Below are 13,908 nucleotides of genomic sequence, written 5' to 3'. Positions count from 1 at the left end.
GATGAAGGCGACGACTGCGGCCAGCGCCGTACGCGATCCGGTGTGGCGCGGCCTGCAGGACCTCGATGGCCTGTGGTGGCCCGCCGGCGTGCTGCCTGCGCCGCAGCGGCTGGCGCGCATGCTGGCCGCCTGGCATCCCGGTTGCCGGGCCTATCGCTTCGCGCAGGGCGACGCGCTGTGCTTCGCCCGCGCGCAGCCGCTGTACTGCGAAACGCTGGACGCGGTGCCGCTGCGCCGCTTGCAGGGGGTGCTGTGTTCGGCGCCGCTGACGGCGGCGGAACTGGCCGGGTGTGCGGCCATCGACATCGGCCTGATCGCCGGCGCCGCGGTGCAGGGACTGCGTTTCGATCAGGGCACGCGCCTGGACCTGTCCGAAGCGATCGCGCTGGACGACTACCCGCTGCACGACACCTACGATTGCCGCGTCCCACCGCCGGCGCTGGAGGTGGCGCAGCTGCAGGGCAAGGACGTGCGCGGCGCGCTCGGCCAGGCCATCCCGCCGCGCAGCGCGGAGAGCGAGGCGTTCCTGCAGGCGATGGCCGGCGCACGTCCGGCGGGAGCGCTGCGCGGCGGCATGGCCGCGGTGCGCGAGGGTGTACTGGGCGCCGCCCTCGCGCTGTTGTCGCGCGTGCTGCCACGGCCATCGGCGGCGGCCACGCCACGCGGTGGCGTGCCCGCGCGCCAGTCGAGCGGGCGGCCCAGCGCCTGGCGCGACACGCTGGCGCGGCTGGCTGCGATCAGCCGCCTCGGCAAGCTGATCGGCTATCGGCACGGCGCCTATCTGCGCCGCATGATGGCCATGTTCGAACACGGTGACCTGGACGAGGCGCTGCGCAATGCCCTGCCGCTGGACGGGGACGGACAATCTCTGGGCCAGGCGTTCGGCTCCCCGGGCCGGCGCGACAGCCTGCAGCTGTCCGGTCGCATCGGGCGCAGCGCCAACCTCGGCCTGGACGAAGGCCTGACCGCGCACCTGCGGCGCATGTACCGCGACGCGTTCGCCGCCCTGGATCGCAGGGGCCGGATCGACGAGGCCGTGTTCGTGCTGGCCGAATTGCTCAATGCGCGGCAGGAGGCGCTGGACTATCTGGTCCGGCACGGCCGCCATGCGCAGGCCGCCGAGCTGGCGCTGGGCTGGGACATGCCGCCGGCACTGATCATCCGCCTGCTGATGTTGGCCGGCGACCATCGCCGCGCGATCCAGGTGGCGCGACGCGACGGCGCCTTCGCCGACGCGGTCCGGCAGTTGCAGGACGCCGATCCGGCGCTGGCGGCGCGGCTGCGGCTGGAATGGGGGCAGGCACTGGTCGAAGGCGGCCACTGGCTGGAAGCGGTCGAGGTGGTGTGGCCGCTGCGCGAGGCGCGCGAGCAGGCGTTGCAATGGCTCTTGGCGGCCGAGCACGCGGGCGCCGCGCTGTCGGCGCGCGCACTGGTGCAGCGCGCCAGCCTGTTGCCGGACACCTTGCAGCAGTACGAGGACAGGATAGAGACGCTGGCCGACCCGGGCACCGACCCGGTCCCGCGGGCCGCCTTGGCCGACGCCCTGCTGGCGATCAAGGGCAACAGCGCCGCGCTGCACCGCCTGGCCGCCTGCGTGCTGCCGGCCGTCGCCGCCGATTGCAGCGTCGGCCGCAACGGCCTGGGGCGCAGCGATCTGGACGGGCTGCTGCAGTTGGCCGGCGATGCCTGCCTGAAGAGCGACATGCCGCCATGGCGTGTCGCGCAGGCCGGCACGCCGTCGCCGTTCTGGCAGCGGGATACGGCGCTGGACCTGCCGCTGCCCGCCGCCGGCGTGCAACGGATCCACGACGCGGCGATCCTGCCCGACCGGCACTATCTGGTCGCTCTCGGCGAGGCCGGCGCGGCCGTGCTGGATGCACGCGGCCGCGTGGTCCAGCGCTACCCGGTGCCGGCCTACCGCTTGGTGCTCGCGGCCAGCGGGCAGGTGGCGTTGGCGGTGGCGCCGCGCGAGCACGTCGCGCGGATCGCGCGCCTGGATCTGGCCACGCGCAGCAGCGTCGAACTCGGTGCGCTGGCCTTGCAGTTCGCCGCTCCCACGCTCAATGGCACCGGTTGGACCGTGGTGGTGAACGACCGCATCCTGGTGATCGACGTGGGCAAGGGCCTGGGCGAGGTGCTGTGGCATGTCGGCGACTTGCCCGGGCCGATCGCCGCCGCCGGCTTCTTCGCCGACTGCGAGGTGTTCCTGGTACGCGCAGGCAGCACCTTGCAGGACTGGAGCTATGCGTTGCCGCAGCGGCGCCTGCGCGGGCGCGACGACATCGCGCTGCTGGATGGCCTGCCGGCGATGCCGCATCGCTGCGGCGCGATCCAGCAGCCGCAGCTGGACGTGCGCGAGGACGGCACGGTGGCGTTCGTCTACCGCGACGGCGCAGATCAGCGTGCCTGCGTGCTGCCGCAGCTGCAGGCGGAACAACTGCTGGGCCAAGACTTCGTCGCGCTCGCGCAGGGCATGCTGATCGGTGTGCAATTGAGCGACCGCCGCCGCTACTTCGTGGTCCGCTTCGCCAATGCCATGTGCATCGCCACGCTGGAGACGCCGGTGGACGTGGTGCTGGATGCGCGCGAGCAGCCGGACCATCTGCTGCTGCACACCGCCGACGGCCGCCTGCTGGACATCGACCTGCGCCTGTCGCTGGCACATTCGCTGTCGTTGCTCTGAGCGCGCGGTCGCCGCGCGACGCTGACGCCATCGCAGGCGCCAGGCCGTGCCGTGCGACTGTCGTGCAGCTGAATTGGCACCCGCGCCAGCTGCGCAATGCGCCACAGGCTTGGAAAAAGCCGGAAAGGTCTGTCTACAATCGGGTCATCCCCCCAAGAGTTGCCGCCTGCCGATGACGCCTGCGCCCTTCCTGATCCTCGAAACCGGCGAGCCGGTGGCGACGATGCGGCGCTATGGGCGCTTCCCGCACTGGATCCGCGTCGCCGCCGGCCTGGCTGCGCGCGACACCGTGGTCGCCAATGTCGCCGGCGGCGCCGCGTTGCCGGCGCGCACGGGATTCGCCGGGATCATCGTCACCGGCTCGGCGGCCTTCGTCACCGACCGCGCCGAGTGGAGCGAGCGCTCGGCCGACTGGCTGCGCGAGGCCGCCCACGCCGGCACCCCGCTGCTGGGCATCTGCTACGGGCATCAGCTGCTGGCGCACGCGCTGGGCGGGGAAGTCGCCTACAACCCGGCCGGGCGCGAATCGGGCACCGTGCACATCGACCTGCATCCGCCGGCGTTCGACGACCCGCTGTTCGCCGGCCTGCCCGAACGCTTCCCGGCCCACGCCACGCACCTGCAGACGGTGCTGCGCGCGCCGGCCGGCGCCACCGTGCTGGCGCGCTCGGCGCAGGACCAGTGCCACGCCTTCCGCTGGGGCGAGGCGGCCTGGGGCGTGCAGTTCCACCCGGAGTTCGCCACTCACCACATGCGCGGCTACGTGCACGCCCGCGCCGAGTGTCTACGCAGCGCCGGCCGCTGCGCCCGTACCATCGCTCGCGAGGTCAGCGCCGCGCCGCTGGCGCGCAAGCTGCTGCGGCGCTTCGTTCAGCACGCGCGCGGCCAGCAAACCGCCGGCGGCCAGGCAAAACCGCGATAATCTGTGCAGGCGCCGCGCTGTACGGCGTTCCCCCACTTCGGATTGGCAATGATCGAGATTCGCAAGCTGCCGGCCTCGGCCGGCGCGGAATGGCTGTTGAGCGGAATTGCGCTGCTGCGCCGGGCGCCGCTGGCGCTGGGCCTGCTGGGCGTGATCTGGGGCCTGGCGGCGCTGTTGGCGCTGCTGCTGGGCGCGCTGAACCCGACCTTGGGCATGCTGGCGCAACTGCTGCTGGGCCTGGCCGGACCGCTGTTGTTCGGCGGGCTGGTGTGGGCGGTGCGCGAAGTGGACCAGGGCCGTCTCGCGCAGCCGGCGCACCTGCTGCAGGGCTTGCACGACGGCCGTGCGCCGCGCCTGCTGGTGGCGCTGCTGCCGCAGGTGCTGGTGGGTCTGGGGCTGGGGGCGCTGGCCTTGGTCGTGGTCGGTCAGAGCGGCTGGGAACAGCTGGGGACGGTCATGAACAAGCTCAACGAGCTCGGCCAGTCCAGTGCCCAGCCGGATCCGGCGCAGGTCGAGCAGCTGGTGGCCACGCTGCCGGCGATGCGCATCCTGCTGTGGCTGCTGATGGTGTTCGTGGGCTTCGTGGCGGTGACGCTGACCCTGTTCGTGCTCGCCCCGCAGGTGATGTTCGACGGCCGCGGCGGTCTGGCGGCGATGCGCAACAGCCTGCGTGCCTGCCTGCACAACCTGCCGGCGATGCTGGTGTTCTTCGTCCTCGCCTTCATCGCGATGTTCGCGCTGTATTTCGCCCTGGTGGTGGTGATCCTGCTGGTGCAGGCGCTGGCCGGGCCGACCATCGCCGCCCTGGTCGCGCAATTGCTGCTGATGGCGCTGGCGATGCCGGCGCTGGCCGGCGCGGTCTATGCGGCCTGGAAGCAGATGTTCGTGCACAACGGCGATGCCGCGCCGGCAGTGCCGCCGCCGCCTTCCAATGTGTTTGCGGCCTGAGGGCCGGGATTGGGGAGTTGGGATTGGGGATTCGTAAAAGCGGAAGCTGACGGCTTCCCGGCCATTGCTGCGCAGGTGATTGTCGACCCTGGCAGGTCGCTCGCATCTGTAGGAGGGGCTTCGGTCCCCACGGTTTGGCCGCCACGATCGACAAGGCCAGAGGCGTTCCCGCACGGCAAAGGCGCCGCCGCGCCAGCCTTTGCGAATCCCTAATCCCGAATCTCCAATCCCGGCTTCTTGGTTACCGCACTGGCCGCAATGATGCCGATCTCGTACAGCAGGCACATCGGGATCGCCAGCATCAGCTGCGAGACCACGTCCGGCGGGGTCAGCACCGCGGCCAGCACGAAGATGCCGACCACCGCGTAGCCGCGGCCGTCGCGCAGCTGCTGCGGGGTGACCCAGCCGAGCAGGGCCAGGATCACCAGTGCCACCGGCAGTTCGAAGCTGGCGCCGAAGGCGAAGAAGATCGCCAGCACGAAGTCCAGGTAGGCGCCGGCGTCGGGGGTGAGCTGGATGATGTCCGGCTTGAACGTGGTCAGGAAGTGGAATACCGCCGGCAGCACCAGGAAATAGGCGAAGGCGCAGCCCACGTAGAACAGCAGCACTGCCGAGGCCAGCAGCGGCAGCGCCAGGCGCTTCTCGCGCTGGTACAGGCCGGGCGCGACGAACGCCCAGGCCTGGTACAGCAACCACGGCGCGGCGATGAACACGCCGACGAAGAAGGTCAGCTTGAGTGGGGCGAAGACCGCGCCAGCCGGATGGGTGGCGATCACGCTCTGCCCGATCGGCAGCTGCGCCAGCATCGGCGCGGCCAGCCAGGTGTAGATGGTCTTGGAGAAGGGCAGCAGCGCCAGCACCACCACGCCCAGGCCGGTCAGCGCGCGCACCAGGCGCGCGCGCAATTCGACCAGATGCTCGATCAGGCTGCTTTCGGCTTCCGGATTCATCGCGGCGTCTCAGGGTCGCCGTTTGGCGATGCGGCGCCCGGCGTCGGCGGTGCGGGGGCAGGGTCGTGCGCGGCGGGCGGTGTCGCGTCGCCTGCCGCGTGCGTCTGTGCGGTCGGCGCGGGTGTCGCGCCGGCCGGCACCGCGGCGGCGGGAGCGGCGGACGGCGGCAACGGTTCCGCTGCTGGCGACGTCGGTTGCGGTTCGATGGCCGCCGGCGCGGCCTCGGCCGGCGGTTCGGGTCCGGTCGGGTCGATCTCGCGGCGCAGCGCCTCGGTCTCGCGCTGCAACTGCTGGCCGCTGTCGCGCAACTGCGATTCGGCCTGGCGCAGCGAGGCCTGCACATCCTGCAGGCTGCGCTTGAGTTCCTCCGCTTCCAGCTCGCGCTCCAGTTCCTGTTTCACCGAGTCCCACTGCGCGCGCGCGCGGCGCACCCACAGGCCGGCGAAGCGCGCCGCCTTCGGCAGGCGTTCGGGGCCGAGCACCACCAACGCCACCACAGCGATCAGCAGCAGTTCGCTGAATCCGATATCGAACACGCCGACAGCTTCCTATTCAGCGCGCGTCGTGGTCGCGTTCGGCCTGGGTCTGGCGGGACTGCTCGCTGCTGCGCGACTCGTCGCCGAGCTGGCCGGCGGGTTTGTCGTCGTCGCGCATGCCTTTCTTGAATTCCTTGACCGCACTGCCCAGATCCTTGGCGCCGCTGGTCAGCCGCTTGGTGCCGAACACCAGCAGCACGATCACCAGCACCACAAGCCAGTGCCAGATGCTAAAACCGCCCATGATCCGCTCGCAGAGAAGTCGTAAGGAACAAGGAGGATAACGCACCGCGCCGCGGTGCGTTCAGTGCTGCACGTCGTGCCGCGGTTTCTAGCGGTTGCCGTCCAGCGACTCGGTGCGGATCTCGCCTTCGGACACCGGCTGGAAGCCCTGCTGCGGCGGCGTCTGCGGCGGCGCCTGCAACGGCGCGGTGCTGGCGCCGTTGGCGGGTTCGGCGACCGGCGGAGGGGCGGTCTGCGCCGCCGGCGGCGGTGGCGGCGCCATGGCGGTGCTGCGATCGCCGCTGTCGGTGCCGCGGTTCTGCCGCGCCGCGTAGGTGGCTTCCTCGAGCTTGTCGCGGAACGCGACCACGTCGTTGGACGGCAGCGTGGTGGTGCGGCCTTCGAAGATCATGCGCGGGGTGGTGTTGCCGCCGTACACGTTGAGGTCGGCGGCATCGTCGATCTGCAGCGCCGCGCCGTCCAGCGCCACGCCGGCGAACAGGCCGCGCGCGCGCGACCACGACCAGATCTCGGCCTTGAGCTGGCCATCGGTGGCGGCGGCGGCATTGCGCCCGACCGGACCGGCGGCGACGCCGGCATCGGCGCCGAGGGTGAACTTGCCGTTGACGATGTTGTCCAGGCTGCGGTCGTTGCGGAACACCAGCACCACATCGGAGGACTGCACGCCGACCTGGAAGCCGATGCTGCCGCCGGTGAGCTTGACGAACACCGGGTTGGACCAGGTGCCGTCCGGGCGCTTGACCGACATCAGGCCATGGCCGCGGCGGCCGCCGATGACCAGGCCGGCCTTGAGCGTGTCCGGGATCACCACGATCGCGCGGCCCTCGTCGAGCAGCTTGTCGGGGATGGATTGCTCCGGGATCTTCTGGATGTCGGTCAGCACGCGCAGTGCGTTGCGGGCGCGCTCGTCTTCTTCCGGGCCGGCCACGGCGTGGCCGACGAACAGCGTGGTACTCAACAACAGGGCGAGGCGCGGCAGGCGGGGCATGGCGGGCTTCCGAAATAGGTCCGCAGCAAGATACTGCAAGTCCTTGAACTTAGTCACAGCGCAATGAATCGGCAATGAGCGCGCGCGGCCATGCGCGGGCGCGTCGATCGTTGCGATAGACACGATCGCGACGCGCGCGGCGGGCGCCTCTGCCACAATGCGCGCATGTCCGACGCACCCGAGACCGCCATCCTGGTGGTGAATCTAGGCACGCCCGAGGCGCCGACCGCGCCTGCGGTCGCCCGTTACCTGGCCGAATTCCTCGGCGACAAACGCGTGGTCGCCATCCCCAAGCTGTTCTGGTGGCCGTTGCTGAACTGGGTGATCCTGCCGCGGCGTTCGCCGCGATCGGCGGAGAAATACGCGCTGGTGTGGCTGCCGGAAGGCTCGCCGCTGGCGGTGTACACGCGGCGCCTGACCGAGGGCATGCAGCGCGAACTGCCCGGGCACCGCGTGGCCTGGGCGATGCGCTACGGCACCCCGGCGCTGGCGCCGGCACTGGACGCGCTGCGCGACGGCGGCGTGCGCCGGATCGTGGTGCTGCCGCTGTACCCGCAGTATTCGACCACCACCACCGCCTCGATCGAGGACGTGGTGCAGGCCTGGCAGGCGCGCAATCCGCAGCTGCCGGTGACCCTGATCGAGGACTATCCGACCGACCCGGCCTGGGTCGAAGCGGTGGCCGACAGCGTGCGCGCGCACTGGGCGCAGCACGGCCGCGGCGAGATGCTGTTCTTCTCCTTCCATGGCCTGCCGCAGCGCGTGGCCAACAACGGCGACCCGTATCCGCAACGCTGCGAAGCCAGCGCGCAGGCGATCGCCGCGGCGCTGGGCCTGGGCGCCGGCGAATGGCAGCTCGGCTATCAGTCGCGCTTCGGCGCCGAACGCTGGCTGCAGCCGTATGCCGAGCCGAGCCTGTGGCAATTGGCCGAGCAGGGCACCAAGCGGGTCGACGTGATCTGCCCGGGCTTCGCCACCGACTGCCTGGAAACGCTGGAAGAAGTGGCGATGGGCTTCGTCGAGACCTGCGCGTCGCGCGGCATGCAGGTGCGCTACATCCCCTGCCTCAACGACGCCCCGGCGCACGCGCGCGCGCTGGCGCAGCTGGCCGCCCGCGCCGCATGAGCCTGCGCGAGTTCGCCTGCCCGTCGCGGGTGGGCACGCTGGCCGGACTGCGCGGCGGCGATCCGCACGGCCGCAAGGTGCTGGCGGTGCACGGCTGGCTGGACAACGCCGCCAGCTTCGTGCCGCTGAGCGCGCAACTGCCGCAGCTGGACCTGGCGATGCTGGACCTGCCCGGCCACGGCCACAGCGCGTCGTTGCCGGCCGGCGCCGAGTATCTATTGACCGGCGCGCTGCATCCGCTGCTGGACGCGGCCGACGCGCTGGGCTGGGAGCGCTTCGCGGTGATCGGCCATTCGATGGGCGCGGCGATCGCCAGCATCCTGGCCGCGGCGGCGCCGCAGCGGGTCGAGCAGCTGGTCGCGATCGAGATGCTCGGCGGCCTGGCCGAGACCGTCGAGGGCACCGTGGAACGCCTGCGCGACAGCGTCGCCGCGACCCGCCGCGCCAGCGCCTCGCCGCTGCGCGTCTTCCCCGACCTGGCCGCGCCGGTACGCGCGCGGATGCTGGCCAACCAGCTCAGCGAGCCGGCGGCGCGGCTGCTGGTCGAACGCGGGGTCGAGGCGGTGGAGGGCGGCTACGTGTGGCGCAGCGACCGGCGCCTGACCCTGCCCACCGCGGTGCGGCTGAGCGAGCCGCAGGTGCAGGCGCTGCTGGCCGGCATCGAGTGCCCGACGCGGGTGATCTACGCCGACCCGGCGCAGGCGTATTTCCCGGAGGCGTTGCGCAACGAACGTGCGGCGCGGCTGCGCCATGGCCGCGTGCACGTGCTGCCGGGCACTCACCACCTGCACATGGAGCAGCCAGCCGCGGTGGCGGCGCTGTTGCGCGACTTCTTCTGAGCGACCGGCCGGCGCCGTGACGGCCTAGCCCCGCGATCGCTGCACCATGCGACAGCCGCACTGGGCATCCGCGCCGCGCGCCCGAGCCGACGCGGTCAAGCGGCCAGTGCAAGCCTGGGCATGCGTGACAGTCGCGCTCGTTCGATTCTGCTATTGCCGACAGGCACCTTGCGCCCACGGTTCCGAGCATGCGGCATCACGGCCTGGCACAGCGTCAGGGTTGGGTTGCCTTGCGGTGGCGCTTGGCCGCCAGGCGTGCGGATGGCCATCGCCCAGGCCGGCAGCTGAATGCGGGGCCTACACAACCTCCGTGAAGCTTGTGTGTAGAAAAAATTTCGCTTAAGTTCCCGCCACGCCTGCCGACAAAACAGGCATAGACGCGATACGTCTTGCGTACGCGGCCCGATCCCGGCGTCATGACATGCCGGCGTAGTGCCGCTCGGACCGTATCGTTCGCTGGCGCCGGAGGTCGCGCCAGGTGTGAGGTAGGCGGGGAGAGGGGGCCTGCCGGGCGCTGCGCATGGAGTTCTTCTTCCGCAGCGCTGAGGCGAAACTCGCCGTTCCTGCCGTTTTCTCCGATCCGTCCAATCGCCGCGGCGCTGCGCGCCTCGAAGCGCGAGATCCTTCCCGAAGACACCGCCGGATTCGCCGGCATGCCGCGACTGTCGCCTGGTGGCCGTGCCGCACCGAACGGCCGGCGGTCTTTCAGCTCAACCCGCAGAGCCGCTCTCATGCGCCCAGGCGTGGCCGGCTCGGCGTCGTTGGCACGCGGTCCACCGCGTCCGGCAGATCCTCGCCCTGGCGCTGCGCCATCGTCCGGGCTGGAACAGCGCCCATGCGTTCCTGGTGCCTTGCCCCGATGCGCGCGCAGCAGCGGCGCGCACGCGGCGACTAGCTCAACAGCCGCCGCAACTGCGCCTTCAGGCGCCGCCCGTGCGCGTGGAAGTAGTCGCGCTCGGCACGCCAGGCGGGAAACCGCGCTTCCACCTCGCGCCAGAACGCCGGCGAGTGGTTGGCCTGCAGCAGATGGCACAGCTCGTGGACCAGCACGTATTCGAACGCCGAGGGCCGGCCCAGCACCAGCGCCAGATCCAGCGCCATCGAGCCGTCCGGCGCCAGCGAGCCCCATTGCGAGGACATCACCTTCAGCCGCACCCGCGCCGGTGCGCGCGGCAACGACGGCAGGTACTTGGGCAACCAGCGGCCGACATCGGCGCGCGCCTGCGCTTCGTAGAACTCGCGCAGCGCGCGTGCGATCGCCGCATCGCCGGCGCGCGCCGGCAACTGCAGTTCCGCCCCGTCGGCATCGACCTGCAGCCGTGCGTAGCGGCCCTCGCTCCAGCGCAGCGGCAGGCGTTCGCCGCGCAACGGCAGCCAGCCGGGTACGCCGCGCTGCAGGCCGGGTTCGTCGTCTTCGTCCTGGTAGCGCGCCAGCTGCTCGCCGAGCCAGTGCCGGTGCTCGAGCAGGAAGCGCTCGCCGGCCACCAGGCTGGCGCGCAGCGGCAGGGTCAGGCGCGCGCCGCGTTCGTCCACGCTGAGCTTGATCCGCCGCGCGCGCGGGTCGCGCACGCGCAGCACGTCGATCTCGCGCTCGTCCAACCGCAGGCGGACGAGGTCGCGTTCGACGACCGCGGCGGGCGGCGCGATCAGGCGACGTAGGAAATCGGGCATGCGCACAGCATACCGCTCATGCGCGCACGCACGGTGACAGCGCGCACCGATCGCGCTGCATGCTTCAGCTGCGTGTCGTTCACAGTCGCTTCCGGAGCGTTCGGCGTGGATCGGACAGTGGATGCCTCGGCTCTGTAGGAGCGGCTTCAGCCGCGACGAACGACGTCAGGAGGCTGCCGGCCTGGCAGCAGTCGGGGCTGAAGCCCCTCCCACAATGCACCCAGCCGGCGCGTCGGGCTTCCCTTGTGGGAGCGACTTCAGTCGCGACGAACGGAGCCGCGATCTCGGCCGCGGTCGGAATCTGTCGGGCTGAAGCCCCTCCTACAGTGCGCCCAGCCGGATCGCCGCAGGCTTTCTGTAGGAGCGGCTTCAGCCGCGACGAACGGAGCCGGAATCTCGGCTGCGGTCGGAATCTGTCGGGGCTGAAGCCCCTCCTGCAGTGCACCCAGCCGGATCGCTGCAGGCTTTCTGTAGGAGCGGCTTCAGCCGCGACGAACGGAGCCGGAATCTCGGCTGCGGTTGGAATCTGTCGGGGCTGAAGCCCCTCCTGCAGTGCACCCAGCCGGATCGCTGCAGGCTTTCTGTAGGAGCGGCTTCAGCCGCGACGAACGGAGCCGGCAAATCGAGCGGCCCGCTGCCGGCCTTGCCTCAGGTCTCCGCCTTGCTCAGCTTCAACGCCTCCTCCAGCAACAGGAACAGGCGCCGTACTTCGGCGCTCATCAGCGCGAAGCGGGCGTCCAGTTCGGCACGCACGCCGTCCTGGTCGGCGTTCTCCAGCTGGTCCAGGGCGCCGTCGAGGAACTTCAACTTGCGGATCACCAGATCGTCGCCGAGCACGAAGGAGACGTGATCGTCCAGGATCAGCGCCAGCTTGGTGACCTGCTTGCCGGCTTCCAGGTGCTTGTCGATCTCGTCGCAGCGCAGTTCCTGGTGCTGGCACTTGACCACCGCGCCGCCTTCGATCGGATCCTTCATCTCGCACTCCTCGCCCAGGCTCAGGCCTTCGGGCAGGGGCTCGCCGGCGATCCAGCCGGTCAGGATCGAGCGCGGCGCCACTTCCGCGTTCAGCGGCAGCGCCGGGAAACTGCCCAGCACGCCGCGGATCTCGGACATCACGTTCTCGCCGGTCTTGCGGCTGGAGGTGTCCACCGCGACGTAGCCGTGTTGCAGGTCGAGCATCGCGTCGGTGCGCGAGGTCTTGACGAAGGCGCGCGGCAGCAGTTCGTGGATCAGGTCGTCCTTGAGTCGCTTGCGCGCCTTGCCGCCCGGGCGGCGTCCTTCCTTCTCCTCGATCTCGGCGACCTTGCGCTCGAGCAGGTCGTTGACCACCGAGCCGGGCAGGATCTTGTCCTCGCCGCCGACGGTCAGCCACAGGAAGTCGGCGATGCGGTGCGACAGTACCTCGTGCTCGTCGCGGCCGAACGGGGAGATGAAGCCGCGCGAGCTCATTTCCAGCGGGCCGACCGGCTTGAGCTGCACCTCCGGCAGGAGCTTGTCGATCTCGGAGAAGTCGAGGGTGGTGGGGAAGCGGAACAGGGTCAGATTGCGAAAGAACATCGAGCATCCAGCAGAAGGAAACGGAACGGCCCGGCGCCGTGCGCAGGGTGGGCGGCGGGCATTGTCGCATCGCTCCCGCCCGGATACCGCAACGCGCGGTTCAGCGGCGCGCGACCGCCGCCGGCCTTGGCCTCACGCGTCCTCGTCGAGCGGCCAGGCCGCGGCCGGCGCGGCTTCGGCGTTGCCGAGCGTGCGGAAATCGAACAGCGCGGGGTCGGCCAGCTGCGACGGCTGCACGTTGCCCATGGCGCGCGCGATCTGCTCGACGCGGCCGGGATGCTCGCGGTCCCACTGCTGCAGCATCAGCCCGACCTGGCGCCGCTGCAGAGTCTCCTGGCTGCCGCACAGCGTGCACGGGATCAGCGGGAAGCCGCGCGCCTGCGCGTACTCGGCGATGTCGGCCTCGCGCACGTAGGCCAGCGGCCGGATCACCACGTGGCAGCCGTCGTCGCTGCGCAGTTTCGGCGCCATCGCCGCGAGCCTGGCATGGAAGAACAGGTTCATGAAGAAGGTGGCGACGAGATCGTCGCGGTGGTGGCCCAGCGCGATCTTGCTGATTCCGTTTTCGGCGGCATACCGGTACAGCGCGCCGCGGCGCAGCCGCGAGCACAGCGAACACATGGTCTTGCCCTCGGGCACCACGCGGCTGACCACCGAATAGGTGTCCTGCTCGATCACGTGCCAGGCCACGCCGAGCCCGCGCAGGTAATCGGGCAGCACCTGTGCGGGAAAGCCGGGCTGCTTCTGGTCCAGGTTCACCGCGACCAGTTCGAACGGCACCGGCGCCTTGCGCTGCAGCTGCAGCAGGATGTCCAGCAGGGTATAGCTGTCCTTGCCGCCGGACAGGCACACCATGACCTTGTCGCCGGCCTCGATCATGCCGAAATCGGCGATCGCCTGGCCCACCTGCCGGCACAGGCGCTTGCCCAGCGCCGACGGCGTGCGCCGCTCGCGCGGGGCGGGATCGGCGAGGAGCCGGGGCAGGGGCTGGGGTGCGGAAGTCATCGGCGCGCATTGTAGTCGGCGCGCTGCGCGGGGAGCATGCGCCAACCGTGCGCGAGCGCGACGCAGCGCACGTTGCCGCCGGCGCGTCGCACTGTGCTGGCGCGCACGCCGCGCGCACCGATGGCGCAGCGCAGCAAGCGTTTCGCCGGTGGGCTGGGTAAAGTCCGTCTGTCCCAGGCTTGCGAACCGCATCTGATGGCCCCGTCGGCTTCCCTCTGCAGTGAAGCTTTTTTTAGCGCGATTTTTGGTAGCGCTACCATAACGTCGCGTATGGCGCGGCGTGGCGGCCGCGCAGATCGCGGAATGCGGTGCCTGCGTGTCCGGGATTGCGCCTGCAGCATCCGCGCGCTGGTTGCGCCTGCCGGCTGCGGCGATCGCGCCGCGCCCCTGCCGGCGCCGGCATTCCTCCAGCGACGCATGCCTGGGTCCATCCCGCCCGCC

The 13,908-nt window shown here is 70.9% G+C and carries 12 protein-coding genes; 5 read left to right on the top strand and 7 right to left on the bottom strand.

Annotation, left to right across the window (positions count from 1 at the left end; genetic code table 11):
• The first annotated feature begins 1 nt into the window (after nt 1).
• The 3 genes from AB3X08_RS22370 (at nt 2) to AB3X08_RS22360 (ending at nt 4,553) form a co-directional block, all read left to right on the top strand.
• Nucleotides 2-2,683 carry a bpX6 domain-containing protein gene (locus AB3X08_RS22370; protein ID WP_369935285.1) on the top strand — a complete coding sequence of 894 codons (2,682 nt, stop codon included), beginning with the start codon at nt 2-4 and terminating at the stop codon, nt 2,681-2,683.
• A 172-nt stretch (nt 2,684-2,855) separates the two neighbouring features.
• Nucleotides 2,856-3,605, top strand: a complete 750-nt coding sequence (locus AB3X08_RS22365; protein ID WP_369935284.1) for a glutamine amidotransferase — start codon at nt 2,856-2,858, stop codon at nt 3,603-3,605.
• A gap of 48 nt (nt 3,606-3,653) precedes the next feature.
• Nucleotides 3,654-4,553, top strand: a complete 900-nt coding sequence (locus tag AB3X08_RS22360) for a BPSS1780 family membrane protein (protein WP_369935283.1) — start codon at nt 3,654-3,656, stop codon at nt 4,551-4,553.
• 209 nt (nt 4,554-4,762) lie between these two features.
• Here the strand turns inward: AB3X08_RS22360 and tatC are convergent, their stop codons facing one another.
• The 4 genes from tatC to AB3X08_RS22340 form a co-directional block, all read right to left on the bottom strand.
• The gene (gene tatC, locus AB3X08_RS22355; RefSeq protein WP_369935282.1) at nt 4,763-5,503 is read right to left on the bottom strand and encodes a twin-arginine translocase subunit TatC; all 741 of its coding nucleotides are present in this window, start codon (nt 5,501-5,503) and stop codon (nt 4,763-4,765) included.
• Complete coding sequence (gene tatB, locus AB3X08_RS22350; protein WP_369935279.1) at nt 5,500-6,039, bottom strand: Sec-independent protein translocase protein TatB; 540 nt, start codon at nt 6,037-6,039, stop codon at nt 5,500-5,502. Before tatB ends, tatC begins: the two co-directional genes overlap by 4 nt.
• A 16-nt stretch (nt 6,040-6,055) precedes the next feature.
• Nucleotides 6,056-6,283 carry a Sec-independent protein translocase subunit TatA gene (tatA, locus tag AB3X08_RS22345; RefSeq protein WP_184414493.1) on the bottom strand — a complete coding sequence of 76 codons (228 nt, stop codon included), beginning with the start codon at nt 6,281-6,283 and terminating at the stop codon, nt 6,056-6,058.
• Nucleotides 6,284-6,370: 87 nt separating this feature from the next.
• Nucleotides 6,371-7,270 (bottom strand): lipid-binding SYLF domain-containing protein, encoded by a 900-nt coding sequence (locus AB3X08_RS22340; RefSeq protein WP_369935277.1) that lies wholly within the window; start codon nt 7,268-7,270, stop codon nt 6,371-6,373.
• A gap of 165 nt (nt 7,271-7,435) precedes the next feature.
• Here AB3X08_RS22340 and hemH point away from each other — a divergent pair, with 165 nt between their 5' ends.
• Entirely contained in the window at nt 7,436-8,395 is a 960-nt protein-coding gene (gene hemH, locus AB3X08_RS22335) for a ferrochelatase (protein ID WP_369935276.1), read from the top strand.
• A complete protein-coding gene (locus tag AB3X08_RS22330) occupies nt 8,392-9,234 on the top strand; it encodes an alpha/beta fold hydrolase (RefSeq protein ID WP_369935274.1) in 843 nt (280 codons plus the stop codon). The genes hemH and AB3X08_RS22330 overlap by 4 nt, the downstream gene beginning before the upstream one ends.
• A gap of 891 nt (nt 9,235-10,125) precedes the next feature.
• Here the strand turns inward: AB3X08_RS22330 and AB3X08_RS22325 are convergent.
• From AB3X08_RS22325 to ttcA, 3 genes are all read right to left on the bottom strand, one after another.
• Entirely contained in the window at nt 10,126-10,905 is a 780-nt protein-coding gene (locus AB3X08_RS22325) for a SprT family zinc-dependent metalloprotease (RefSeq protein WP_369935273.1), read from the bottom strand.
• Between the two features lie 648 nt (nt 10,906-11,553).
• Nucleotides 11,554-12,462: a recombination-associated protein RdgC gene (locus AB3X08_RS22320; protein WP_369935272.1), complete on the bottom strand. Its 909-nt coding sequence runs from the start codon at nt 12,460-12,462 to the stop codon at nt 11,554-11,556.
• A 132-nt stretch (nt 12,463-12,594) separates the two neighbouring features.
• Nucleotides 12,595-13,467 (bottom strand): tRNA 2-thiocytidine(32) synthetase TtcA, encoded by an 873-nt coding sequence (gene ttcA, locus AB3X08_RS22315; RefSeq protein WP_369935271.1) that lies wholly within the window; start codon nt 13,465-13,467, stop codon nt 12,595-12,597.
• Nucleotides 13,468-13,908 lie beyond the last annotated feature (441 nt).

This window comes from Xanthomonas sp. DAR 34887 (assembly GCF_041245805.1).
Lineage (GTDB): Bacteria > Pseudomonadota > Gammaproteobacteria > Xanthomonadales > Xanthomonadaceae > Xanthomonas_A > Xanthomonas_A tesorieronis.
Note: the sequence above shows the minus strand (reverse complement) of the source record. Positions and strands in the feature narration are given on the sequence as shown.